Genomic DNA, 23,483 nt, shown 5'->3' with positions numbered 1-23,483 from the left:
GCCCGGGTGGGGACCGACAGGCGGTCGTCCCGCGTGCGGATGCTGGTGGCCGAGCAGGCGGTCCGGCGTGGTGCGCGGGTCGGTGTGGTCGACGTGTGCACCGCGGCCGTGGCCGCGCTGCCGGTCGGTGGGGCCGGGCTGTCGGCGATGTACCGGTCCGCGCCGAGCCATCCTTTGTGCAGCACCGACGCCATCAGCGAGCAACTGGAAGAGCTCCAGCTCACCCTGGGCGAAGGGCCCTGCGTGGACGCCTTCCTGCACGGCTCGGCCGTCCTGACACCCGATCTGCTCACCCGTGACCTGCAGAACCGCTGGACGGTGTTCGCCGACGCGGCCCTGGAAGCCGGAGCCCGCGCGGTCTTCGCGCTCCCCCTGCAGTTGGGGGCGATCAGCCCTGGAGTCCTGGACCTGTATGCCGACGTGCCGACCGCGCTGGACTCGGAGGAACTGGCCGACGCACTGGCGTTCGCCGACCTCGCGACGTTGGTCCTGCTCGATACAAGGATCGACGAGACGGGCGGGCCGACCGGCGGTCCGATGCCGGACCGGAGCTTCGAGGACCTGGGCGCGTACCGCGCGGAGATCGACCAGGCCAGCGGCATGCTCACCGCCCAGCTCGGAGTCGGCATCGAAGAAGCCTTCGTCAGACTTCGTGCCTACGCCTATATGAGGGGCCGTCGGCTCGCCGACGTGGCCGCCGACGTGGTGGCCCGCCGAGTCTGTTTCTCTCCGGACGCGGAACCGAACGAGGAACCGAACGAGGAAGATGAGAGAACCTGACGCATGACTGCCGACCGCCGAACGCGCCGTATTTCCCGCCCGTTCAGGCCGGGACCAGTCTCAATCGAGGGTGCCCACGATGGATCAACAGCTTCTGGCCAAGACCTTCGTCGAGCTGGCCGACAATCTGGTCGCCGACTTCGACCTCATCGACTTCCTGCGCCTGCTGACCGACCGCTGCGTCGGAATGCTCGACGCGAGCGCCGCCGGGGTGCTGCTCGCCGACCGGGACGGCAAACTCCGCGTCATGGCCGCCTCGGACGAACAGGTGCGCCTGCTGGAGCTCTTCCAGCTCCAGAACGACGAAGGCCCCTGCCTTGAGTGCTTCCGCACCGGCACACCGGTGATCGTCCCCGATCTCGGTACGGAGACCGCCCGCTGGCCGCGCTTCGCGGTGGCGGCCCAGCGCGGCGGATTCGGGGCGGTCCAGGCCCTGCCCATGCGTCTGCGGGATGAGGTGGTCGGCGCCCTGAATCTCTTCCGCACCACTCCCGGCCCGTTCGATCCGGCCTACACGCCCGTCGCCCAGGCCCTGGCCGACGTCGCCACCATCAGCCTGTTGCAACAACGCACCCTCCACCGCGGCACGGTGCTCAACGAACAGTTGCAGATGGCATTGAACAGCCGGGTACTGATCGAACAGGCGAAGGGGAAGCTCGCCGAACGCCAGGGGATCGACATGGAGCAGGCGTTCACCGCGCTGCGCGGCTACGCCCGCGCCCACAACCGGCGCCTGGTCGACGTGGCCCGCTCCTTCATCGACGGCTCCGAATCCCTCGCCGGTCTGGGGTCCTGACGTACGCCACACCACGCCGAGCGCCGAACACCGAGCGAGGGCGTCGGGCCCCGGCCCGGCAGTCCGACGCCGCCCGTGCACCGGGACGTCGTCACACCACCCTGCCGCCATCCTCGGCCATCACCTGGTCGCGCAGGCGCGCACAGGTGCGGGTGATCAGACGGGAGACGTGCATCTGCGAGAGACCGAGCTGCAGGGCGATCCGATCCTGCGTCATCTCGCAGAAGAACCTCATGTAGAGGATCTGTCGTTCGCGTTCGGGCAGTGCCCGCAGCAGCGGGCGGAGCGCCTGACGGTTGACGATCAGGTCGAAGCCGGGCTCCGTGCCACCGAGAGTGTCGGTCAGTGGGTAGCTGTGCTCGGAGCGGCCGGGTCCGGCGTCCAGGGACAGCATGGTGAAGCTCTCCATCGCCCCCTCCCCCAGCCGTACCTCCGCCTCGGTGAGGCCGGTGTGCGCGGCGATCTCGTGAACGGAGGGTTCGCGGCCGTAGAGCGAAACGCACTCATGGCCGGCGGTGCGGACCCGGCCGCGCAGCTCCTGCACGCGTCGCGGCACATGTACGCCCCACAGATGGTCCCGGAAGTGGCGTTTCACCTCGCCGAGGATCGTCGGTACGGCAAAACTCGGGAAGGCGGTGCCGAGGTCCGGGTCGAAGCGGGTCACCGCCTTGACCAGGCCGAGTCGGGCGACCTGCTTGAGGTCTTCGAAGGACTCGCCGCGATGGCGGAAGCGCCCGGCGAGCCGTACGGCCATCGGCGCCCAGGCGCACACAACCTCCTGCCGCAGCGCGAACTTCTCCGGGCCGTCCGGGAGAGCGGTGATACGGCGGAACGCGGCATCGGTGTCCGGAGCGTCGTCATAGGGGTGTGTGCTTCGTGGGCTCTGTGCGCGTGCGTACGGCATGGGCACGTGTCTCCCCGATCGGTGGCGTCGCTCACCGTGGGAGCCGGCAGATCGCAGCACACTGGGGAGCAGCGACAGCTGCCCCCACGGGCGTGCCTCCGGTCTGAAGCACACCGGGTGAGTGCCCGGGCAGCCCGCTTTCAAACAGGGCCCGTGCAACGCAACTGCGGCTGCTCACGATCGACGTGCAGGCGAAACACCGCGTTCTGCGCCACCCCGGCCGACATCCGCGCCGTCGGCACCGCACCGTCCATCCGCCGACGCCCCAGTGACCCCGTGTCCCCAACGAGCCCCGGCGCGGCGCCGATCCGGGGCTATGCTGCTGAACGACGTCCCAGACCCAGGCGCCGCACCGCCCATCGGCCACGATGGCTCTCCCGCACGTTTCCGGTCTCCTGAAACGAGGCGCCCCATGCAGACTCCGCGGCAACCCCACGAACCCGAAGGCTCCAAGCCGTCCGCCATGGACACGGTGCGGCTGCGCCGACTGAACCGGTGGCAGGCCGAGGGGATGCGAGAGGACCTGGCGGATCTCTACGTGGAGTCCTCCGCCACCCCGCCCGGGCAGGAATTCCAGGATCGGCAGGAGTTCCTGCGCCGTCTGGCACACGACGTCCAACAGCCGGGATTCGACATGCTGGTCGCCGAGGCGCAGTCCCTGACCGGCTGTGTCCTCGGATTCCCCGTGCCGCGCGACGGCTCCTGGTGGCAGGAGTTCGAGGGACCTCTGCCGCAGAACCTCGAGCAACTGACCGCCTCCGGACATGTCTTCGCCATCACCGAGACCGTCGTCCATCCACACGAGCACGCTCACGGGCTCGCCCGCCGCCTGCAGGAGCGCCTGCTCGCCGACCATCAGGCTTCGCTCGGCGTCACCTTGGTGGATCAGTCCGACCGTCAGGCCCGTGCCGCGTTCGAGACCTGGGGCTGGCTGGAGGCAGGGCAGATCCTCCGCGCACCGTCCGTCCTGTGCGTAGTGCTGCTCCCCCTAGGAGAGCGCACGACGGAGCATCCGGACGGCCTTGCCCACAACGCCCGGACCCAACGGCCCGAGTAGCCGCCCGCGCTGGAACGGGAGTCACGGAGGGTCGCGGCGGTGCCTCGTTGCGACATCCGTCGATGTGCGGTCCGCCAGATGAAGGCCCCGCAGTGCTCGGCGCAGCTCCCGCTGTATCGGCTCCGGAAGCGTCCGGTCATTCGTCGTGACGACCAGAGCCACAGCCACGTCCCGGAGCTTGATGTTGCAGTGCTGCGACACGTCCACCAGCACGTCCCAGGCCCTCTCGCTGGAACACGGCGCGAGTGCCATCACCATGCCGCGGGCCTGGTCGATCACCGCACGGCTCGCCAGCGCCCGCCGCAGCTGGTCATTCTCGGCACGCAGGGCGACGACGTCCTGCCCCGCCTGCGTGTTCCCCCACGTGGCCTCGGCCCGGAGATCCCACCACTCCTGTTGGATCACGGTCGTGCGTTGCATGGCATACACCTCTCAACGGACCACTTCACAGGTCACCTGCGGTGTTCACGGTCCCGACGGTCCTCGCGCCTCCAGCGCGCCCGGTGCTGACGGCTGTAGCGGCGGTCCCAGCGTTCCTGACGATTCCGGCGCTCCTGGTAGCCCCGGTAGTCCCCGAGGTCGGAACTGCCGCCACGGCTCCGGCCTCCGCCACGGTCGCGGCCGTAGCGGGTGGCGCCGTAGACCAGCACTGCCGCGGCCACCCACCAGATGGGGTTGAGGAAGCCGAAGCCGAACAGGGCGACGATGAGGATGAGGAGCAGGGCGAACACGGTGGGCCTCCCCGGGAGCGGGACACAGCATCGATACCGGGGACTGGGGCCTCACCCCGCAGCGTAGTCCTGTCCGGAGGCCGCGGATACAGCGCGGCGTAGGCCGTCCTGCTCGGTACGGATGGCTACTTGACACTGGTACGCGCTGATCGTTCCCGCTACGGTCCCGACCGGCCTGGCAGCACGACGTAGGGCTGTGCACTCCGGATCATTCGGGCGCAGCATTCCTGCGGGAAGCCATGGTCGAAGCCTTTTCGAGGCGCCGGTCGCCGAACAGCCGGCCGACCCGTCCCGGCCCCACCAGCCGCCCCCGACCCCGCACCACGCCAACGCCCCGACGCCACGCGAAGGGAAGCAGCCCCGGGCCGAGAGACGCCGCGAGAGCCCGACACCGAAACGGCCGACCTCCATCGCAGGGCGGGCTCGGAACTGCTTCCGCAGGGCGAACGGGACAAGCTCACCCGGCGTCTCCAACAGGCCGTCAGCGCCTCCGTCGACAGCCCACACCAAGCAGTGGAAGACGCCGACGGCACCTTCGACGAACTCGCCACCCTCCTGGCGGGCGCCCTCACAGAGCGGCGCCGGGTCCTTCGTTCAGACCGGCAGGAACCGGCCGCCGAAACCGGACAGAGGAACTACGGCTCGCCACAGCCGGCTCATGTCGCCGCGGCCCGGACCACCCAGGGCTTCAGTGGCCGGACGGTGCGGGCTGCGCCGGCACGAGTGCCGACTCTCCGCGAGGCGGGACCCCCGTCTTCCAGGTGTCTGCCCGCCTGCTCGTGCGCCGCCGCAGTCGTCCCAGTGAACGGTAGAAGCGGTCCGGCAGGAACACGGCGTCCGCGATGATCATCGCGCCGGAGAAGAGCGGCAGCCCCAGGAGGACGGCGATGCCCAGGTGCATGCCCAGCAGCAGGGCCAGGACCGGGTACTTGAGCCGTCCGAACAGGACGAACGGGAAGGCGACCTGCAGCAGCACTGTCAGGTAGCAGGCGATGGCGAGCAGTACGTCGTGCTCGTCCGCCATGAGGGAGAGTTCGGGCCAGGGCCGGAACAGGTCGAGGTTCAGGACGTAGTGGAGGGCGGTGCCGTTGCCCCAGGTGCCGCCCTGCACCTTGTAGAGGCCCGCGGATCCGTAGAGGAAGCAGACCTGGGCCGCGATGACGAACATGCCGCAGTTGTGGAGTACCGCCGTCAAGGTCCGGCGGGACACGCCCAGTTGATGCCGGAGCTCGCCTGCTCCTGAGCCTGCCGAGCTGTTCTCCCCCTTCCCCGCCGAGGCGTGGAGACGGGTTCTGCGCGCATCCAGGGACCAGCGCCGGCCGCATGCCGTGAAGACGAGGTACATGGCCATCAGGAGGATGAGGTTGTCTCCGCCGTCGGTCATGAAGATCGCCCTGGCGTGGAACGACGCCACCATGATCGCGAACAGCACGGACACCGCTCGGGTCCGCCAGCCCAGCATGAACAGCGCGGCCGTGACGAGAGCCGTCGCGTAACAGACCTCGAAGTACGCCCGGCTCTCGGACAGGGTGAGGAGGCTGGCCCACCCCGTCTGGCCGAACAGCTGCGTGGCCAGCTCGGGCGTCCACGGTGAACCAGGACCCCAGATCTCGTCGCGGTGCGGAAACTCGCGCAGCAGGAAGACCAGGTAGAGCAGCCCGTACCCGATCCGCAGCACGGCCGCGGCGTACAGCGATACCGGCCGCTCGGTCAGGACGACGAGCAACGTACCGATCCGCTCCGGTACGTGGCGCGACGTGCCTGCGTCCGCCGGCTCGGGAGTACGCCGGTACTGTGTCTGTGCCTGCTCAGTTTCCATGGGAGGCCACCTTCCACCAGGGCAGATACCGCGTTTCAGCAGGCTTCGGAGCAGCAGCGGACGAGCCGGGGACGCCCGCCGCGGCGGGCGCCGCGATGGGCACAGTGATCACCCGCAGCTGGACGGACTCGAAGCTGCCTCCGCGATGGGCGGCGATGCGATCGGCCGCGATGTTGGTCAGGTACTGCTGCACCATGAGCGCCCGCTGCGAGCGCGGCTGGTCGTCACCACCATGGGTTTCGAGGTACGAACTCCATGCCCGCCGCAGCATGTTCTGTGCCGTGTGGCTCGGGAAGGCGTTGTGCTTCACCGCGGAGTTGTCGACGGCGGTCAGATCGAACCAGCCGCTCACCTGCGTGGTGCCGTCCGGGGTGGTGTGCATGGTCCTCGCCGAGATCTGCCGGTTGACCGACTCCGGATCCGGCGCGAAGAGCCGCCAGTTCTGCTCGAACAAGGGGAAGACCCACGCACCGACCTGCCGGCTGTACTGCTGGGAGAGGGGGTTCGGAGGCGCCACGTGCAGAAACACGAGGAGAACATGGACCAGGGCGGTGGCCAGACAAAGGACCACGGCGACGCTCGTGCCTGCCTTCAGGAGGCTGGGCGGAGGTTTGGAAGACCCATGGCACGCGAGGGCTTCCCCTCCCCGATCCTCCTGCTGTCCTGTCGGCGGAGTGCCGGTGCGGTCCGGTCCGTGGACGTCCCCCCCTTCAGCGCCACCCGGCACGGCCCCACCCGGCCTTTCCACCCTGGCTTCTCGCATGACTTCTCCCGAGACTTCGCCGACTTCGCCAGCGGCGCGCGACGGAATCGACCACGACCCGTCGCGCGCCGCTCGCCCTGCTTGCTCACTTGGAGCTAGGCAGCCTTCTTGTGGTGTCCTTCGTGATCGCTGCCGTAGCCCTCGGGCTCGCCGGGTTTGCCGGGCTTACCGTGCTGTCCCGGATGCCCGTCGTGCTCATCGGGCTTGTCGTTGTGATCATGGTCGCCGGGCTTGCCGGGCTTCTCCTCGTGGTCGTGGTCGCCGGGCCTGCCGGGCTTCTCCTCGTGGTCGTGGTCGCCGGGCCTGCCGGGCTTCTCCTCGTGGTCGTGGTCGCCGTTTCCACCGATCACGCCGCCGTTCCCGCCGCCGTTCCCGCCGCCGTTCACGCCACCCGTGGTGGCGCCCGCGACCAGGCCACCCAGCACGCCGCCGGTGGTTCCACCTGTCGTCAGGACACCACCGAGAACGCCGCCCTGGCCGCCACCGGTCCCGCCGCCCGTCGGCACGCCGGCGATGACGCCGACCGTGGTGGTGCCCGTGGTGCCCGCTGTGGTCTCACCTGTCGTGGCACCGGCGATCACACCGCCCGAGACCAGACCACCCGTGGTCCCACCGGTCGCGCACTGCCCCTGGAAGATCGTGTTGTCGTCCAAGGTCACGGCGCCGTCGTCGACCGCAGCGGCCAGTAGCCGGCCATTGATGGTCGCCCCTGTGGTGGCCGTGATCGAGGCCGCGGCCAGGATGTTGCCCACGAACGTGGAGCTGGTACCGAGCGTGGCCGAGCTGCCGACCTGCCAGTACACATTGCACGGCGAGGCGCCGTTGATGAGACGTACCTCGCTGGCGGACGCCGTCGTCAGCGAAGAACCGATCTGGAACACCCAGACGGCATTGGGGTTGCCCTGGGCGTTCAGGGTTAGTGGACCGGTGATTTCTGCGGCGACGGGCGCCCTGTAGACGCCCGGAATCAGCGTCTGACCACCGAACTCATGGGGACTGTCGACGTACGTGACGTCCGGTGCCTGTCCGGCGGCCTGGTTGTAGGCGATCCCCAGATCGCTCTGGGCTCCGGCAGCGACGGCGTCAGCAGCGTGCAGAGCTCCGGGCGGCAGCACCTGGCCGGGCGGGAAACCCACGATGGCCGAACCCGGACTCACTCCGACGTTGCCCTGGATCACCGAGGTGCCGGTGTTGGTGACTGTCGAACCAGCCAGTACTCCGAAATCTGCTGCCGTGCCGAGAGGCACAGGGATGGCAACGGCATTTGCGCGTGTCGGCATCAGCGCGAGGACGACAGCGGCGATCACTACACCCGCTACCGCCGCGATCCACACCGACATGGTGCGCCGTAGAGGCGCGTCAGGGATATTCAGCGTCATCGAGGGGCCAACTCCTTTATGCGGATCGTCTTGGCGGTTCCCAGTCGCACAGAATCGCCTGTTTCCGGCGTTGGCATATTACTGAGGAGTGTGACCGTCGATGATTCCCCGGAGCGGGTTCTCCAGAATTACTGAATAGACAGTAAAATACATAGGAATGCTCAATGGGCCAAGTGGCCCCAAAATCACAATTGCCGCCAGGGCGTCCGCCCGGCGCAGTCGGCGGGACGGAAGAAACACCACGAGAAGATCACGCATGCCCCGCACAGAAGGTGGCCATTCCGATGGGTGTCGCCCAAAGCGAGGCCACTTCATGATCTTGGGATTTTCGACGAGGATTCGGCCGCCACCTGCGCTTATCTGATGTGCGAGGGCATGGTCGCAGTAGACAGGCCGCGCGCGACACACCCGGCACAGCCAAGTCGGCACGTCACGGTGTTCGGTGACCGTCCGGCCAAAGGAAAGCGCGCGGCGATGCGTCGCTCGAGATATACCCGAAATCCACTGTCCGCAGTAATATTGACTGCGGGTCGGTTCACTCTCACGTGCAACCGCCCGGAAGGGCGACTCCGGCGTGTTTGCGCCGGAGTCGTTGTCGTCGGATCCCACCTGCATCGCTTCCGTGCGTGTGCCGCGCGCGATCAACGGCGAGAAGACGAGCCTGGAAAAGACCCTCAGTACCTGCTCCGCCGCCATCCACGCCCGGCTGGAAGCTGCCCGAGGTCCTGGACCGACGTGGCTCGGGCATCTCTTCTGAGCCACCCCCTTGGTCGCGCTCTCGCCGTACCGCGACAGCAGGCCGACCCAACGCTGCGTAGCGTACGGGCAGCCCCTGACAGCCGGGCCGCACCACAAGGGCATCAGATGCCGGCGCAGAGAGAACCCGTGGGGTCCCACCCACGGTGACTGCGACTGTCCGCGAGTGGAGCGACGAGGAAGGGTGGGGCGTGCTCGACTCGCCCGAGACTCCCGGCGGCTGCTTCGGCCACTTCTCCGACATCCGGACAACCGGCTTCCGCACACTGTCGCCCGGACAGCAGATCGACCTCACATGGGAAGCCCCCGGCTTCGAACAGGACGGCTACGACTACCGCGCGGTGAGCATCGTTCCTCGGCCTGCCTGACGCCCACACCTGACATCAACGATGTCGCACGTTCAAATCCAGGTCGCGCAAGGTCAGAGCCCGCACGCCATCAGCAAGGGCAGCAGCGCACCGGCGACCGTCGCCGCCGCCCCGCCCAGCCGTACCGCTCGATGCGGGCGGGACTGCGGGGTGAGGACGCGGCGCAGGCGGATGAGGGCGCCGGGGCCGCCTGCGCCCAGGGCTGCTTGCGGAGTCGGGAACGACGCCACCTCGCACCAGGTGGTGCCCGGCCCTGAATGTGGGCGCGCTCGTGTTCCTCGTCAGTCGGGCGTCCGCCCGCCCATGACAGGTCGTGATCACGGCGTTGCCCTTGCTGAAGCGGACGTACGTGTCCCCGTGGGCGCCGCGCACCACCGCTTGCCGTTCACGGAGGACCTGCGCCGCATGCCCCGCTCGCGAGGGCCTTCCAGGGCGGCAGCGGCACCTGCGTTGCAGTCCTGATTTGTCAGGATCCGGAAGAAGTTCGAAACATTCGTAGATGAGACCCTCGTGAATCGATCTCGAAAGGAAAGGCTTTCGGTGACTCATCTCGGCCGAACTTGCCCTCTCTGACGTTTGAACAGGGGAAATACCAGCCTCACGAGACCCCACCGCAATCGAATGTTTCGCGATCATTGTCGAAAATATTGACAGTTGACAGGGCCAGACCAACACTGGCGCCGTTGACGGGGGGCTCAATCACTGTCGATCCACCTCACGAGCACGAGGAGGAAACCCGCACATGAACGACGCACCCGCACCCGCACCCGCACCATCAACCGCGAACCCGACGAACCAGGGGAACCGCAACCACGGCCGCTTCCGGCCGTTCACCCGCTTCAAGCTGCTCATCAGCAGTGCCTGCGCCATAGTCATGGTCGCCGTGGCCGCGATGGCCATGCCGGGCACCGCCCACGCCGACACGGTCGTCAACACGAACCAGACCGGCACGAACAACGGCTACTACTACTCGTTCTGGACCGACGCTCCGGGCACGGTCTCCATGAACCTGGGGTCCGGCGGCAACTACAGCACCACCTGGAGCAACACCGGGAACTTCGTCGCCGGCAAGGGCTGGAGCACCGGCTCACGCAGGACGGTGACCTACTCGGGCACCTTCAACCCGTCCGGCAACGCCTACCTGACCCTCTACGGGTGGATGTCGAACCCGCTCGTCGAGTACTACATCGTCGACAACTGGGGCACCTACCGGCCCACGGGAACGCACATGGGCACCGTGTCCAGCGACGGCGGCACGTACGACATCTACAAGACGACGCGGTACAACGCCCCGTCCGTCGAAGGCACGCGCACCTTCGACCAGTACTGGAGCGTCCGGCAGTCCAAGAGGACGGGTGGAACCATCACCACCGGCAACCACTTCGACGCCTGGACCCGTGCCGGAATGCCCCTCGGCAGCTTCAACTACTACATGATCATGGCGACCGAGGGATACCAGAGCAGCGGCAACTCCAACATCACCGTGGGCGGCACCACCGGTGGCGGTGGCGGCAGCGGCAGCGGTTGTACGGCGTCCCTGTCCGCCGGGCAGCAGTGGAGCGACCGCTACAACCTCAACGTCTCGGTCTCCGGCTCCAGCAACTGGACCGTGACCATGAACGTGCCCTCCCCCGCAAAGGTCCTCTCCACCTGGAACACCAGCGCCAGCTACCCCAGCGCCCAAGTGCTGACCGCCAAACCCAACGGCAGCGGCAACACCTTCGGCGTCACCATCCAGCCCAACGGCAACTGGACCTGGCCGACCGTCTCCTGCAGCACCGGCTGACCACTGATCACCTGTGGCGCGGCGGCCCTTGCCGCCGCGCCACCCGTCCCAGGAACTCCGTCAGGCGCCGACGTACGCCGCCAGGTGCTCCCCGGTCAGCGTCGAGCGGCTGTCGACCAGGTCGGCGGGTGTGCCCTCGAAGACGATGCGGCCGCCGTCGTGGCCGGCGCCGGGGCCGAGGTCGATGATCCAGTCGGCGTGTGCCATGACCGCCTGGTGGTGCTCGACGACGATGACCGACTTGCCGGAGTCGACGATCCGGTCGAGGAGGCCGAGCAGGTGCTCGACGTCGGCGAGGTGGAGGCCGGTGGTCGGCTCGTCGAGGATGTAGATGCCGCCTTTCTCGGCCATGTGGGTGGCCAGCTTGAGCCGCTGGCGCTCGCCGCCGGACAGGGTGGTGAGCGGCTGGCCGAGGCTGAGGTAGCCGAGCCCGACGTCGGCGAGCCGGTCGAGGATGGCGTGCGCGGCCGGCGTGCGCGCCTCGCCGGTGCCGAAGAACTCCTCGGCCTCGGTCACCGACATCGCGAGCACCTCGCTGATGTCGCGGCCGCCGAGGTGGTAGTCCAGGACCGCCGCCTGGAACCGCTTGCCCTCGCAGTCCTCGCAGGGGGTGGCGACGCCGGCCATCATCGCCAGGTCGGTGTAGATGACTCCGGCGCCGTTGCAGGTGGGGCAGGCGCCCTCGGAGTTGGCGCTGAACAGCGCCGGCTTGACGCCGTTGACCTTCGCGAACGCTTTGCGGATCGGGTCGAGCAGTCCGGTGTACGTCGCCGGGTTGCTGCGTCGGGAGCCCTTGATCGCCGCCTGGTCGACCGACACCACACCCGCGCCGGCCGGGATCGACCCGTGGACGAGGGAGCTCTTGCCGGAGCCCGCCACGCCGGTGACCACGCAGAGCACGCCGAGCGGGATGTCCACGTCGACGCCCTGCAGGTTGTGCCGCGTCGCGCCGCGGATCTCCAGCGCGCCGGTGGACTTGCGCACCGTCTCCTTGAGGGTGGCCCGGTCGTCGAGGTGGCGGCCGGTGACGGTGCCGCTGGCCCGCAGCCCTTCGACGGTCCCCTCGAAGCAGACGGTGCCGCCCGCCGTACCGGCGCCGGGGCCGAGGTCGACGACGTGGTCGGCGATCGCGATCGCCTCCGGCTTGTGCTCCACGACGAGCACGGTGTTGCCCTTGTCCCGCAGCCGCAGCAGCAGGTCGTTCATCCGCTGGATGTCATGGGGGTGCAGGCCGATGGTCGGCTCGTCGAAGACGTAGGTGGTGTCGGTGAGCGAGGAGCCGAGGTGGCGGACCATCTTGACGCGCTGGGCCTCGCCGCCCGACAGCGTGCCCGCCGGCCGCTCCAGCGAGAGGTAGCCGAGGCCGATCTCCACGAACGAGTCGAGGGTTCCGACGAGTGCGGTGAGCAGCGGTGCCACCGACGGCTCGTCGAGGCCGCGGACCCATTCGGCCAGGTCGCGGATCTCCATCGCGCACGCGTCGGCGATGCTGACCTTCTTGATCTTCGAGGACCGGGCGCCCTCGCTGAGCCGGGTGCCGTCGCACTCGGGGCAGGTGGTGAAGGTGACCGCCCGCTCCACGAACGCCCGGATGTGCGGCTGCATCGCCTCCTTGTCCTTGGACAGGAACGACTTCTGGATCTTGGGGATCAGTCCTTCGTAGGTGAGGTTGATGCCGTTGACCTTCACCTTGATCGGCTCGCCGTAGAGGAAGTCGTGCATCTCCTTCTTGGTGAACCTGCGGATCGGCTTGTTCGGGTCGAGGAGGCCCGACTGGGCGTAGAGGCCCACGGTCCACTGGCTGTCCGACTTCCAGCCGGGGATGGTGAACGCGCCCTCGGCGAGCGACTTGGAGTCGTCGTAGAGCTGGGTGAGGTCGATGTCGGAGACCGCGCCCCGGCCCTCGCAGCGCGGGCACATGCCGCCGGTGCGGTTGAAGGTCGCCTTCTGCGCCTTGGTCTTGTTGCCGCGCTCGACGGTGATCGCACCGCTGGCCCGGACCGAGGCGGTGTTGAAGGAGTACGCGCTCGGCGGGCCGATGTAGGGCTTGCCGAGCCTGCTGAAGAGGATGCGCAGCATCGCGTTGGCGTCGGTGACGGTGCCGACGGTGGAGCGGGGGTCGGCGCCCATCCGCTGCTGGTCGACGGTGATCGCGGTCGTCAGTCCGTCGAGTACGTCGACCTCGGGCCGCGCCAGCGTCGGCATGAAGCCCTGCACGAAGGCGCTGTAGGTCTCGTTGATCAGCCGCTGCGACTCGGCGGCGATCGTGTTGAACACGAGCGAGCTCTTGCCCGAACCGGAGACGCCGGTGAACACCGTCAGCCGGCGCTTCGGGATCTCGATGCTGACGTCCTTGAGGTTGTTCTCGCGCGCGCCGTGCACGCGGATCAGGTCGTGGCTGTCGGCAACGTGCGGCGCAGGCGACTGCGTGGTCGTCCTCGTGGCCCTGCTCATCGTCTCTCCATCTGTCGGTCGGGTCCGCACGGCGCGGGAACCCCGGCAGCCACGCCGCTTCGGCCCGTGGCGGGTGGGTGCGGGTCACGGCGGCGACGCCGGACGGCTCAGGTCAGCTCCTGGATGCGGATCAGGTTGCCCGCGGGATCACGGAAGGCGCAGTCGCGGATGCCGTACGGCTGCTTGGTGGGCTCCTGGACGACCTCGGCGCTGTCGGCGGCCTGCACCCGCTCGAAGACGCCGTCGAGGTCCCGGGTGGCCAGCAGGATCCAGCCGTAGGTGCCCTTGGCCATCATCTCGGCGATGGTGCGGCGCTCGTCGTCGGTGATGCCGGGGTCGGCGGCCGGCGGTGCCAGGAGGATGGACGTGTCGGGCTGGCCGACGGGTCCGACCGTGATCCAGCGCATCGTGCCCTGTCCGACGTCGCTGCGGACCTCGAAGCCGAGGGCGTCGCGGTAGAAGGCCAGGGCGGCCTCCGGGTCGTCGTGCGGGAGGGAGCTCGCATGAATGGTGATGTCCATGGCTGTCACGCTAGGCGGGGCTCGCGGTCGGCGCTTCTCGATTCCTGATCGGCCTGGTCACTTGTTTCGCCACGCAGGACGGCATGCCCGCCGTCGCGCGTGCCGCCTCGCGGCGGTAGACGCTGGGCGGCATCCCGACCAGCTCGGTGAAGCGGGTGCTGAAGGTGCCCAGCGAGGAGCAGCCGACTTCGAAGCAGACCTCGGTGACACTGAGGTCGCCACGCCGCAGCAGCGCCATCGCGCGCTCGATGCGCCGGGTCATGAGATAGCCGTACGGCGATTCTCCGTAGGCACGCCGGAACTCGCGGCTGAGGTGCCCGGCCGACATGTGCGCGCCGCGGGCGAGTGCCTCGACGTCCAGCGGCTGCGCGTACTCCCGGTCGATCCGGTCGCGGACGCGACGCAGCCGCGCGAGGTCGCGCAGGTGCTGCGTCGCGCCGGGTCTGCTGGTCACCCGCGAAATCGTGCCACGGCGCGACGGCCTTGCCTAGCGCCGGTGGCGTCCCGCTCCGCTCGGCGCTATCCACGGGTGCGCAGGCTCCGCAAATGTCTGCGGACCTTCCGCACCGCCCGCCGGGCGGCCGGTTGCGGGAGCTTCGACGACGGCAGGACGCGCCGGCTGCCGGACCAGTCCGGCACGGTGACCTCGTACGCCTCGTCGGGAATGCCCGTGCGCCGGTCGCGGAAATGCGGATAGGCGAGGTGCAGGCGGCCTGCACGGCCGTGATGGACCGCTTCCGGCACCGACCTGGCGCGGACGAATTCCAGAATGTTCTTCAAGGGATCCAGCGCACCCATGGCAACACAGGTGAGGATCAGCCGCTCCCCGACCTTTATCCGGTCGGCCATGCCCTTGGTCCAGTACGCCGTCATCATCGGAGCGGCGAGTTCCATTTTGTGCCGCTGCTCGTTTTCCGGCTCTTTCAGCAGGCCGGCCCTGAATTGCTGCAGCAGTCCGATCGTGAAGGGCCGGACCATCAACTGATCACGTTCGGCACCCGGCGGCACGAGTCGCGCGATGAGGTCCATCAGCGCGTGGACCGCCGCGAAGCGCGCCGTGTAGTCGCCTCTTCGGGTCGCGTGCTTTCCGTCGTCGCGGCGCACCAGGTAGTAGCAGACGTGGTCGGCGACGACGGACACGCCGTTGCCGCGGAGATACGCCTCCATGGTGAAGAGGGCGTCCTCGCCGGTGGTGAGCTTCTCGTCGAATCTGAGGCCCAGTCGCACGAGCAGTTCGCGCCGGAACAGCTTCTGGGCGCTCAGCGTGAAGATGACCCGGGAGGTGTAGACGTCGGCACGCTCCTGCGTGCGGCCGAACATCGACCTCGCGACGCCCCGGTCGACCCCCTCCATCTTGCCGAGCACCACGTCCGTGCCGGCCCGGTCGGCCATCGCGACCATGCGCTCCAGGGCTTCGTCCCCCAGATAGTCGTCGGCGTCGAGAAAGAAGACATAGCGGCCGCGGGCCGACTCCAGGCCGACATTGCGCGGGCCACTGGGGCCGCCGGAATTGGCCTGCCGTATCACCCGGGTGGGCACCTGCGACAGGGCGGCGAATTTCTCCAGGTATTCACCGGTGCCGTCGCTCGACCCGTCGTCGACGGCCACGATCTCGATGCGGTCGAATCCCAGTGTCTGGGTCTCGACCGATTCCAGACAGCGGACTAAATAGGGCATGGCTTCATACGCGCCGACGACAACCGTGACGTCGGGCACAGGTTCACTGTTCATTAACGGCAAGACAACCGGTAATGAACGATGGTTGTCCGGAATTACATCATCCGGATATCGTGACCGGTGGGAAACAGTCCATTTCCTCACTGCCCCAGCGGCGTCGGCGGCCTCCTCGTGTCGGAGACCGGGGCCGGGGTCGGCGGACGGGCCGTCGTGGCCCGTTCCCTGGTGAGGGCGCTGGTGATCCGGTGCGCGAGGAGAGGGTCCGCCGGGAGGACGTGGGAGGCGAACCAGCGGGCGGGAGCCGGGTCGGGGGACGGCTCCACGAACTCCGCACCGGCGTAGTCGTCGAGCGGAGGGTCGTAGATGTAGCCGCAGACGATGCCGTGGTTCACGAGGCGCTCCACGAGGGCGTCCCGGTCGTCGACCAGGAGCGGCGCGCGGAAGAGGGGGAACGGGCCGTTGTGGGCGGCCCGGTCCCGCAGGGCCGGGGAGGCCCAGGGCGTGCCCGAGAGGAAGGTGACGCCGGCCCTGCGATGGGCAAGGTCGCTGTCGAGCCGGGCCATGCGCAGGGCCAACTGGCCTCGGACCAGGGCCCCGTGGCGGGTGCGGAAGTCGTGCAGGTCGACGCGGACCCATGGTTCGTACGCGGTCAGGTTCGGCGCCCGCAGGGCGGAGGCGGTCAGGCGCGGGGCGTGCAGGGCCATGCGGAAGTCGTCGCGTTCGAGGAGGCCGAGGCGCTGCATCGTCCGCCATGCGGGGCGGACCAGCCGGAGGGTGCGGACGGCCGAGCGGGCCAGGGGGCGCAGGGTCGCGGCCAGGTCGGCACGCAGACGCGTCGGTTCGAGCAGGTCGTCGCGCAGGAGCTCCAGCTCGCGCCGGGTGCGGGCGTCCTCCACGACGAGGAAGCCGCCCGCCATCGCCGCCACGTGCTTGGAGAGGCTGAAGGCCGCCGCCCTGCCGAAGGTGCCGATCGGCTGCCCGTCGACGTGCGTGCCGATCGCGTGGGCCGCGTCCTCGATCAGCGGGATGCCCAACTCGTCGCAGCGCAGGCGTAGTTCGCCGACCCGGTCGGGTACCCCGTACAGGTTCGTGGTCAGCACCGCGTCCACGTTCCGCCAGGTGGCCTCCGGCACGGCGGCCGGGTCGATGTTGCCGTCCCAGGCCGACACCGGAGCCTGTACCGGGCGCAGTCCGGCCGCCAGGACGACGAAGAGGATCACGTCGTCGTTCACCGGCGACATCAGCACCCGGCCGCCGGGCCGGCACCAGCGCCGCAGCGCCAGATACAGGGCCAGCCGCGCCGAGGGCGTGTAGACGCATTCGCGTCCGAGTCGCCGTGTCATCGTCGCAGCGAGCCGCGATCCGTACGGCATCGTCACCTCTTCCTGAAGAGCCGTCGAAGAGCCACAGAGAGCCACTGAAGAGCCACAGAAGAGCCATTGAGGAGTCGCGAAGCGAAGGGACGCGAAGGGAGAGGAGAGAAAGGTGGAGCGGTCCGTTCAGTGCGCGCGCGGAGCCGCTCCGCCCGCCGCCGGGCCGGCCGACGTACGCAGCCCGCCGACCGTCTTCAGGAGCCGGTCGGCCGGCTCCCGCAGCGTGGGATGGGCCAGGACCGTGTTGCGCAGGCCGCGCACCGGTCTGCGCCACAGCCGGTGGGCCGCCGCGACCGGGTGCGGACGGGTCGCGAACCCCTCGCCCACGCGCAGTTCACGGGTCTTGAGCCAGTCCTTGTACTCCTTGTCGCCGCGCCCCATGTCCATGAGCCGCACGCCGTCCCGTCCGGCCGCCTCGGCCATCCGCAGGTGCATGATCAGGCCGGGCGAGTAGTAGTGGAAGTCGGGGTCGTACGCGGTGAACCAGGCCGCGAAGACGGTGCGCGAGCGCGGCCCGAAGTGCGCGGCCACCGGCCGGTCCCCCGCGTACACCACGGACAGCACGCCGGTGAAGTGCTCCTCGCGGACGCGGAAGAGGTGCTCCACCAGGTTGACGATCCACGGGCGCGCGAACCGGTCCATCCGGCCCGTCCGGCGGTACTGCGCGGACTTCCACTCCATGAGCCGGCGCAGCATCCGCGGGTCGCGCTCGTCGTGGACGAACCGCATCTCGCCCACGTTGCGGGTCAGCCGGCGTTCCTTCTTCAGCGTCGTCTTGGCCAGCCCCGGGTACGCGGCGCGCAGCCACTGGGCGTAGTCGCTGTCGCCGCTGTCCTCGAGGTCGACGACCGGTGAGGCGAAGGTGCCCGTCACGTAGTCGCCGAAGGGCTTCTGCTCCTCGACGAGGTGGTCGAACTCCAGGACGGACAGCCCGCAGGCCCGCAGCAGTTCCTGGGCGTCCCAGGTGACACCGGGGCGGTGCACGAGGGCCTGGCAGTCGGAGAGGCCGAGTCCGATGGCCCGGCCGACACCGAAGGTGCCCCGCTCGTAGGGGAGGAAGCCGACCGGCTCCCCGTGCTCGTGCAGCACGGCCACCCGGGCCGCCCCGCCGCGGTGCAGGCCGACCCCGGCGGCGAACTCCGGTGCCAGGAACGGGTTCGCGTACTCGGGCGACTCGTCCATCGCCCGGTGCCAGGCTCCGCGGAGCTCGGTGCTCAGCTCCTCGGGTCTGTGGATCGTGATGTCCGCCTCGGCCTTGCTCATGGCTCGCACGGGCGACCGCCCCCCTGTATTCCCCTGTGATCCCCCATGACGCGTTGCCGCGTCCTGCCCCAAGGATCAAAAGTCGCGAAACAGTACGCAGACTGTCAAGGGTGGCGGTCGCAATGGATTGGTATGGATCGGGTGCGAAACGCCCTACGCGGTCTCGCGGAGCTCATCTCTCACGCAGGCCACGATGCCGCCGACCAGCAGCGCGGCGAACCCCACCAGCAGCAGGACCTTCCACCCCTGGTCCGGCCCGAACAGCTCGGTCTCGACCACAGCGAGGGTCAGGAAGCCCAGGAAGAGATACATCAGGACAACGGCAGGGGAGGACACGCCGAGCATTTCCCGACGGCCGAACACCACGAGCAGGGCGATGCCGGGGGCGAGCCAGGCGCCCAGCAGGGACCACAGCTTGCCCCACTCCCCGTACAGAGCCCGGAAGCCGAAACCCGGGTCGAGTTTCTCGGTGTGGTCGCCGACGGTGACCCGTACGACGATGTCCCGCCAGAGGAGCAGCTCCGCCCGGTCGCCGCGCTCGACCTGCCGGTACGTGTCCGGCCCCACGTAGATCCACTCGGTCCGCGCGTCGCCGCTTACGCGCATGTCCGTACGCAGGCCGTAGTGCGTAACGCAGCTCTCCACTCCGTAGCTGTCCGTGCTGCAGGACTCCTCGGTCTCCTTGTCCGTGACCGTGCCACTGCCGGGCACCAGACAGTCCACGCCCGAGGCCGTACGGACCTCTCCGGCCGGGCACTCGGAAGCACTCCGGTACGCCTCCTGCGCCCGGTACTGGTCGGCCAGCGGCGCCGCGAGCGGCCAGGTCAGCAGGACGATTCCCGCACCGATCAGCAGCCGTACCGCCCGCAGGCTCAGGCGCCGCGCGACCAGGTGCCGTAACGCGACCTTGTCCTCGGGACCCCGGGTCCTCCCCATGCCCACACCCCTGTGCGGGCACGAGGGCGGCGGCCCGAACGGTTCCTTCCGCACCGGTGGCCGGGCCGTCACCCGGCCGGGCTAGCATCCGCTCATGACGACTGTGGACAGCAATGGCGTTTCCCCCCTCGACGTCGAGATCGGTGCCCTCCAGGGCGGCTCCGCGGATCTCGCCCAGTACGCCGGCCGGGCCGTGCTCGTGGTGAACGTGGCCTCCAAGTGCGGGCTGACCCCGCAGTACACCGGCCTGGAGCGGCTCCACGAGCAGTACGCGGAGCGCGGCCTCACCGTGCTCGGCGTGCCCTGCAACCAGTTCCTCGGACAGGAGCCCGGCAGCGCCGAGGAGATCGCCGAGTTCTGCTCGGCGACCTACGGCGTGAGCTTCCCGATGACCGAGAAGGTCGAGGTCAACGGGGAGGACCGGCACCCGCTGTACGACCGCCTGACCGGCTTCGCCGACGCCGAGGGGCACAGCGGGGACATCCGCTGGAACTTCGAGAAGTTCCTCGTCGGCCGCGACGGCAAGGTCGTCGCCCGCTTCTCCCCGCAGACCGAGCCGGAGGCGCCCGAGGTGGTCGCGGCGATCGAGGCACAGCTGGCCGGCTGATCTCCTTCCCCGGAGTCTGGTTGACCTTGCCCCTGGGGCAAGGTCGAGCGTCCTCGTCACCGGGTGGAAGAGCCGCCCGGTGACGGAGGATGACGTGGTGGACGAAGGACTGCTCACCATCGGCGCGTTCGCCGCGCGGGCCCGGCTGTCGGCCAAGGCCCTGCGGCTGTACGACCGGCTCGGACTGCTGGCACCGGCGCACGTCGACGAGGTCAGCGGCTACCGCTACTACCGCGCGAGCCAGGTCGAACACGCCCGGCTCGTGGCCATGCTGCGCCGACTCGACATGCCCCTCGCGCGGATCGCCGAGGTGGTCGAGACGGCGGGAACCGAGGGCGCCGACCGGCTCGCCGCGTACTGGACGGACGTAGAGGCGCGGGTGGCCGGGCAGCGGACGCTCGTCGAGTACCTCCGTGGACGACTGTCGGGGAGGAGCTCCGAGTTGTACGGGAAGTTCGAGATCGAGACGGTGGACGTACCGGCGCAGGTGGTGATCACCGAGACCCGGCACACGCTGGCGGACGAGCTGCCGGCCTGGATCGGCGCGTCGCTGGGGCGGCTGGAGGTGGCGGCCCGGAAGTGCGGGGGTGTGACGGCGGCGCCGTTCGTCGTCTACCACTCCGAGGTGTCGATGGAGAGCGACGGCCCGGCCGAGTCCTGCGTGCCGGTCGCCGACGAGGCGGCAGCGCGGGCGTGGGCGGCCGGGCAGGGGCGGGGACGACAGACCGGCGTCCGGGTGGAGCCGGCCCGGCGGCTCGCCCGCACGCGGATCTCCAAGGCGCAGGTGGCGCATCCGCAGATCCTGGCCGCGTTCGAGGCGGTGGAGGCGTGGATGGAGCGGGAGGGTCTGGAGTACGACGGACCGTGCCGGGAGATCTACTTCGCCGACTGGGACGCGGCGGGCGCCGAGGACCCGGTGTGCGACGTGGCGTTCCCGGTGCGCTGAACTCCGGGTCGGGCCGGCCCGCTTCCGGGCACAAGCCGAGCCCCCTCGGCAAGGACGGCGAGCTGGTCGAGAGGGCTCTTACAGTGGTGCTTGTGCAGTTGTCGGTGGTGCGCTCGGCTGGGGATGAGGATCAGAAAGACCCTCTCCCTACGCCTTGACCGAGGCCACGAACGCGTTCCACGCCTCGGTGGGGAAGGCCAGGGTCGGCCCGTCGGTGACCTTGGAGTCGCGGACGTCCAGCTCCGCGACGGTGGGCGACTTGACCTCGACACAGGCGCCGTTGTTGTTGGAGTACGAGGACTTCGTCCACGAGTCCGTGGCGCCCTGAAGAATTGCCATTTTTGCTCCGTAAGCCAGTTGCGCAGTTCGGTTTCCGCCAACCTTTGCTGATCGTTGGCGTGATCGACGCTACTCGCTCACATCCCCTTCTGGAGCAGTCGTTCACTCTTCCGGATGGCATATTCCAGGGGATTCTTCCAGTGAGGCCCGGCCGGGGTGTAGCATCCGGCCTTTCGCTCCCAAGGGCCCCGATTCGGGGGCCTGCATGGGCCCTCCCGGGGCTCAGCGGGCGTACTCCTTGGCCACGTCCTCGATGAGCCGGGTCGACTGGTCGACGTTCAGCGCCTGCGCCCTCAAGTGCTCGTACATCACCGTGTACTTCTGCACGTCGTGGGCCTTCTCCAGGTAGAGGTCGCTGGTGACGCCCTCGATGTACACCACGCTCGAGTCGGCCGCGTCGGCGAACTCCAGGATGGAGTACTGGCCGTTGATGCCGGGATGCGCGCCGACCTCGAAGGGCAGGACCTGCACGGTGATGTGCGGGCGCTGGGACATCTCCGCGAGGTGCTCCAGCTGTTCGCGCATCACCGGCCGGCTCCCGACGACCCGGCGCAGCGACGCCTCGTCCAGGACCACCCACAGCCGCAGCGGCTCCCCTTCGGCGGCGATACGATCCTGCCGCCGCATCCGCACCTGCACGCGCTTGTCGATCTCGGTGTCCGAAGTCTCGGGCGAGCCGCCCCTGATGATGGCCTCGGCATAGGCGCGGGTCTGCAACAGCCCGGTGATGATCTGGGGTTCGTAGACGCGCAGCGACTCGGCGTCGGTCTCCAGGCCGATGTACACGCTGTACGGGATGTCCCCGAAGGCATGCCACCAGCCCTGCTGCCGGGAGTCCTTGGCCATCTGCATCAGCGACTCGACGATGCGCTGGTCCTCGACCTCGTACACCCCGCACAGATCGCGGACGTCGCGCTGGCTGATACTGCGCCTGCCGTTCTCCAGCCGGCTGATCTTCGACTGCGAGACCAGCAGTCGCTCGGCGACTTCCTCGGCCGTCATGCCCTTGAGCTCGCGGAGCCGACGCAGCTCCTGGCCCAGCCGGCGCCGCCTGACGGTGGGATTGACATTGGACGCCACGGGACGTGCACCTCCGGCTGCGTGCCTCATACTTGCCACTTTGCGTATCTGCTGTTGAGCAGACTGCCACCAAGGCGCGTACTACCGCTGGGAAACGGTGGATATGCGCGGGCCCCGCACACGACCGCGCGGGGCGGCGGAACCGCGTCGTCGTCCGGACGTACGGTTCCGTCGCCCCGCGCGGACCCAGCGGCTCCCGTACCGGTCTTGGGGACTGCGGTGCGGCGCTCGGTGGTGCGGGTCATGCTGTGTGGTGCCCTGGTGCCCTGGTGCCCTGGTGCGCTGTGTTTGCCCTGGTGTCGTGGAACTGCGGCTCAGTGGGCCACGACGCGCGTCATCGATCCTCGGCGCGGTTGCATCGGAACGCCGCGGGCGGGCTCCGGTGCGGGCCTGGCTCCGGGGGCGGCCTGACGGCCGGCCGGTGCCGGGCTGCGACGCGGCTGGGCAGCCGCGCCGTTCTGGACGTCCATCACGGCGTGTGCCACGAGGCCGCCCATGGGGTCGTGCCTGATCAGGTCCCGCAGCCGGGATCGGGACGAGCGTCCCTCGTTCCCCGGATACAGGTGCTTGCCGAGGCCGACCGCGTGCGCCAGTGCGGCGAGCGCCGCGGTCCGCGGGTCCGGCGGTACGCCGGTGCGGATCGCGGAGTCCAGTCGGGTTCTGATCTCCCGGCTGATCTCGGTCTGACTCGCCTGGTAGCGAGTCGTAGGCAGCACTCCGCACATCTGGCCCGCCACGGCATGCACCATGCCGCACCGCTCCAGATGCGAGAGGTAGGTCTGGCGCAGCCCGAGACGCGGCCCGCCAATCCAGTGGATAGCACGTACCGGAGCGCCACGCCTTCGCAGCAACTCCAACGCGCAGTCCAGTGTTGGATCTCCAGTCGGCCGTGGGGACACCACGGCGATACGATCCCCGTCTGGGGCTATCCGTCCGGCCAGCGCCAGCTCCACTAGCTGCGCTCCGGCCAGACCAAGGTCGAGCGACTGCGGCTGTGCGGTGGTACCCGTGGCCGGGTCCAGCGCCAGAAGCAGAAGCTCCTCCGGAAGTGTTCTGCGGCTCATGCCCATCCATGCCTCCCCGCGTGGATGAATGACAGGGTGACCCCTCTCACATTGGTCTGTCGAGGGTGCGTGACCTGTTTGTGA

The 23,483-nt window shown here is 69.0% G+C and carries 24 protein-coding genes; 7 read left to right on the top strand and 17 right to left on the bottom strand.

Annotated elements, in window-relative coordinates; all coding sequences use genetic code 11:
• Positions 1–6 precede the first annotated feature (6 nt).
• Positions 7–780: an ANTAR domain-containing protein gene (locus OG252_RS29065; RefSeq protein ID WP_329339799.1), complete on the top strand. Its 774-nt coding sequence runs from the start codon at positions 7–9 to the stop codon at positions 778–780.
• A 79-nt stretch (positions 781–859) separates the two neighbouring features.
• Entirely contained in the window at positions 860–1,576 is a 717-nt protein-coding gene (locus OG252_RS29060) for a GAF and ANTAR domain-containing protein (protein ID WP_266438049.1), read from the top strand.
• 91 nt (positions 1,577–1,667) lie between these two features.
• Here the strand turns inward: OG252_RS29060 and OG252_RS29055 are convergent, their stop codons facing one another.
• Positions 1,668–2,480, bottom strand: coding sequence for a SigB/SigF/SigG family RNA polymerase sigma factor (locus OG252_RS29055; RefSeq protein WP_329339797.1), 813 nt, complete (start codon positions 2,478–2,480; stop codon positions 1,668–1,670).
• A gap of 412 nt (positions 2,481–2,892) precedes the next feature.
• On the opposite strand from OG252_RS29055, the gene OG252_RS29050 reads away from it, so the two are divergent.
• Positions 2,893–3,537 (top strand): hypothetical protein, encoded by a 645-nt coding sequence (locus tag OG252_RS29050; protein ID WP_266438045.1) that lies wholly within the window; start codon positions 2,893–2,895, stop codon positions 3,535–3,537.
• A gap of 21 nt (positions 3,538–3,558) precedes the next feature.
• Here OG252_RS29050 and OG252_RS29045 read toward each other — a convergent pair whose 3' ends face one another.
• From OG252_RS29045 to OG252_RS29025, 5 genes are all read right to left on the bottom strand, one after another.
• Positions 3,559–3,957: an ANTAR domain-containing protein gene (locus OG252_RS29045; RefSeq protein ID WP_266438043.1), complete on the bottom strand. Its 399-nt coding sequence runs from the start codon at positions 3,955–3,957 to the stop codon at positions 3,559–3,561.
• A gap of 32 nt (positions 3,958–3,989) precedes the next feature.
• Entirely contained in the window at positions 3,990–4,268 is a 279-nt protein-coding gene (locus OG252_RS29040) for a hypothetical protein (protein ID WP_266438041.1), read from the bottom strand.
• Positions 4,269–4,956: 688 nt separating this feature from the next.
• On the bottom strand, positions 4,957–6,087 hold the full coding sequence (locus OG252_RS29035) for an HTTM domain-containing protein (RefSeq protein ID WP_266438039.1): 1,131 nt from the start codon (positions 6,085–6,087) through the stop codon (positions 4,957–4,959).
• Positions 6,077–6,658 carry a DUF5819 family protein gene (locus OG252_RS29030; RefSeq protein ID WP_323186033.1) on the bottom strand — a complete coding sequence of 194 codons (582 nt, stop codon included), beginning with the start codon at positions 6,656–6,658 and terminating at the stop codon, positions 6,077–6,079. The genes OG252_RS29035 and OG252_RS29030 overlap by 11 nt, the downstream gene beginning before the upstream one ends.
• 287 nt (positions 6,659–6,945) lie before the next feature.
• Positions 6,946–8,229, bottom strand: coding sequence for an ice-binding family protein (locus OG252_RS29025; protein ID WP_329339793.1), 1,284 nt, complete (start codon positions 8,227–8,229; stop codon positions 6,946–6,948).
• A 902-nt stretch (positions 8,230–9,131) separates the two neighbouring features.
• Here OG252_RS29025 and OG252_RS29020 point away from each other — a divergent pair.
• Positions 9,132–9,353 carry a cold shock domain-containing protein gene (locus tag OG252_RS29020; protein WP_266438035.1) on the top strand — a complete coding sequence of 74 codons (222 nt, stop codon included), beginning with the start codon at positions 9,132–9,134 and terminating at the stop codon, positions 9,351–9,353.
• Positions 9,354–9,406: 53 nt separating this feature from the next.
• Here OG252_RS29020 and OG252_RS29015 read toward each other — a convergent pair whose 3' ends face one another.
• Positions 9,407–9,583 carry a hypothetical protein gene (locus tag OG252_RS29015; RefSeq protein ID WP_266438032.1) on the bottom strand — a complete coding sequence of 59 codons (177 nt, stop codon included), beginning with the start codon at positions 9,581–9,583 and terminating at the stop codon, positions 9,407–9,409.
• A gap of 644 nt (positions 9,584–10,227) precedes the next feature.
• Between OG252_RS29015 and OG252_RS29010 the strand changes: the two genes are divergently transcribed.
• A complete protein-coding gene (locus OG252_RS29010) occupies positions 10,228–11,139 on the top strand; it encodes a glycoside hydrolase family 11 protein (RefSeq protein ID WP_266448376.1) in 912 nt (303 codons plus the stop codon).
• Between the two features lie 60 nt (positions 11,140–11,199).
• Here OG252_RS29010 and OG252_RS29005 read toward each other — a convergent pair whose 3' ends face one another.
• The 7 genes from OG252_RS29005 to OG252_RS28975 all read right to left on the bottom strand — a co-directional run bounded on the left by OG252_RS29005 (position 11,200) and on the right by OG252_RS28975 (position 19,363).
• A complete protein-coding gene (locus tag OG252_RS29005; protein ID WP_266438031.1) occupies positions 11,200–13,593 on the bottom strand; it encodes an excinuclease ABC subunit UvrA in 2,394 nt (797 codons plus the stop codon).
• Between the two features lie 107 nt (positions 13,594–13,700).
• Positions 13,701–14,114 (bottom strand): VOC family protein, encoded by a 414-nt coding sequence (locus OG252_RS29000; RefSeq protein WP_266438029.1) that lies wholly within the window; start codon positions 14,112–14,114, stop codon positions 13,701–13,703.
• Positions 14,115–14,124: 10 nt separating this feature from the next.
• Positions 14,125–14,568, bottom strand: a complete 444-nt coding sequence (locus tag OG252_RS28995; RefSeq protein WP_266438028.1) for a helix-turn-helix transcriptional regulator — start codon at positions 14,566–14,568, stop codon at positions 14,125–14,127.
• A gap of 65 nt (positions 14,569–14,633) precedes the next feature.
• Positions 14,634–15,845 carry a glycosyltransferase family 2 protein gene (locus OG252_RS28990; RefSeq protein ID WP_329345213.1) on the bottom strand — a complete coding sequence of 404 codons (1,212 nt, stop codon included), beginning with the start codon at positions 15,843–15,845 and terminating at the stop codon, positions 14,634–14,636.
• Positions 15,846–15,931: 86 nt separating this feature from the next.
• Entirely contained in the window at positions 15,932–17,164 is a 1,233-nt protein-coding gene (locus tag OG252_RS28985) for a DegT/DnrJ/EryC1/StrS family aminotransferase (protein WP_266438026.1), read from the bottom strand.
• Positions 17,165–17,290: 126 nt separating this feature from the next.
• Positions 17,291–18,427, bottom strand: a complete 1,137-nt coding sequence (locus OG252_RS28980) for a GNAT family N-acetyltransferase (protein ID WP_266438025.1) — start codon at positions 18,425–18,427, stop codon at positions 17,291–17,293.
• Positions 18,428–18,580: 153 nt separating this feature from the next.
• On the bottom strand, positions 18,581–19,363 hold the full coding sequence (locus OG252_RS28975) for a hypothetical protein (protein WP_329339789.1): 783 nt from the start codon (positions 19,361–19,363) through the stop codon (positions 18,581–18,583).
• A 94-nt stretch (positions 19,364–19,457) separates the two neighbouring features.
• On the opposite strand from OG252_RS28975, the gene OG252_RS28970 reads away from it, so the two are divergent.
• Together OG252_RS28970 and OG252_RS28965 are read left to right on the top strand one after the other, a co-directional pair.
• Entirely contained in the window at positions 19,458–19,970 is a 513-nt protein-coding gene (locus tag OG252_RS28970) for a glutathione peroxidase (RefSeq protein ID WP_266438021.1), read from the top strand.
• 79 nt (positions 19,971–20,049) lie between these two features.
• Complete coding sequence (locus OG252_RS28965) at positions 20,050–20,916, top strand: MerR family transcriptional regulator (protein ID WP_329339785.1); 867 nt, start codon at positions 20,050–20,052, stop codon at positions 20,914–20,916.
• 147 nt (positions 20,917–21,063) lie between these two features.
• On the opposite strand, the gene OG252_RS28960 is transcribed toward OG252_RS28965, so the two are convergent.
• The 3 genes from OG252_RS28960 to OG252_RS28950 form a co-directional block, all read right to left on the bottom strand.
• Positions 21,064–21,255 (bottom strand): DUF397 domain-containing protein, encoded by a 192-nt coding sequence (locus tag OG252_RS28960; protein ID WP_217243132.1) that lies wholly within the window; start codon positions 21,253–21,255, stop codon positions 21,064–21,066.
• Positions 21,256–21,477: 222 nt separating this feature from the next.
• Entirely contained in the window at positions 21,478–22,335 is an 858-nt protein-coding gene (locus tag OG252_RS28955; RefSeq protein WP_053747518.1) for a helix-turn-helix domain-containing protein, read from the bottom strand.
• Between the two features lie 314 nt (positions 22,336–22,649).
• Complete coding sequence (locus tag OG252_RS28950) at positions 22,650–23,405, bottom strand: GOLPH3/VPS74 family protein (RefSeq protein ID WP_266438006.1); 756 nt, start codon at positions 23,403–23,405, stop codon at positions 22,650–22,652.
• Between the last annotated feature and the right edge of the window lie 78 nt (positions 23,406–23,483).

It is taken from the genome of Streptomyces sp. NBC_01352 (assembly GCF_036237295.1).
Classification (GTDB): domain Bacteria; phylum Actinomycetota; class Actinomycetes; order Streptomycetales; family Streptomycetaceae; genus Streptomyces; species Streptomyces plumbiresistens.
Note: the sequence above shows the minus strand (reverse complement) of the source record. Positions and strands in the feature narration are given on the sequence as shown.

Excerpts from the sequence above, each read along its gene's own strand:
- OG252_RS29000 (WP_266438029.1), bottom strand. The coding sequence starts at position 14,114 with ATGGACATCACCATTCATGCGAGCTCCCTCCCGCACGACGACCCGGAG.
- OG252_RS28970 (WP_266438021.1), top strand. The coding sequence starts at position 19,458 with ATGACGACTGTGGACAGCAATGGCGTTTCCCCCCTCGACGTCGAGATC.
- OG252_RS29060 (WP_266438049.1), top strand. The coding sequence starts at position 860 with ATGGATCAACAGCTTCTGGCCAAGACCTTCGTCGAGCTGGCCGACAAT.
- OG252_RS29035 (WP_266438039.1), bottom strand. The coding sequence starts at position 6,087 with ATGGAAACTGAGCAGGCACAGACACAGTACCGGCGTACTCCCGAGCCG.
- OG252_RS29055 (WP_329339797.1), bottom strand. The coding sequence starts at position 2,480 with ATGCCGTACGCACGCGCACAGAGCCCACGAAGCACACACCCCTATGAC.
- OG252_RS28950 (WP_266438006.1), bottom strand. The coding sequence starts at position 23,405 with ATGGGCATGAGCCGCAGAACACTTCCGGAGGAGCTTCTGCTTCTGGCG.
- OG252_RS28985 (WP_266438026.1), bottom strand. The coding sequence starts at position 17,164 with ATGCCGTACGGATCGCGGCTCGCTGCGACGATGACACGGCGACTCGGA.
- OG252_RS29045 (WP_266438043.1), bottom strand. The coding sequence starts at position 3,957 with ATGCAACGCACGACCGTGATCCAACAGGAGTGGTGGGATCTCCGGGCC.
- OG252_RS28975 (WP_329339789.1), bottom strand. The coding sequence starts at position 19,363 with ATGGGGAGGACCCGGGGTCCCGAGGACAAGGTCGCGTTACGGCACCTG.
- OG252_RS28980 (WP_266438025.1), bottom strand. The coding sequence starts at position 18,427 with ATGAGCAAGGCCGAGGCGGACATCACGATCCACAGACCCGAGGAGCTG.
- OG252_RS28960 (WP_217243132.1), bottom strand. The coding sequence starts at position 21,255 with ATGGCAATTCTTCAGGGCGCCACGGACTCGTGGACGAAGTCCTCGTAC.
- OG252_RS29010 (WP_266448376.1), top strand. The coding sequence starts at position 10,228 with ATGGTCGCCGTGGCCGCGATGGCCATGCCGGGCACCGCCCACGCCGAC.
- OG252_RS29005 (WP_266438031.1), bottom strand. The coding sequence starts at position 13,593 with ATGAGCAGGGCCACGAGGACGACCACGCAGTCGCCTGCGCCGCACGTT.
- OG252_RS29050 (WP_266438045.1), top strand. The coding sequence starts at position 2,893 with ATGCAGACTCCGCGGCAACCCCACGAACCCGAAGGCTCCAAGCCGTCC.
- OG252_RS28990 (WP_329345213.1), bottom strand. The coding sequence starts at position 15,845 with ATGAACAGTGAACCTGTGCCCGACGTCACGGTTGTCGTCGGCGCGTAT.
- OG252_RS29025 (WP_329339793.1), bottom strand. The coding sequence starts at position 8,229 with ATGACGCTGAATATCCCTGACGCGCCTCTACGGCGCACCATGTCGGTG.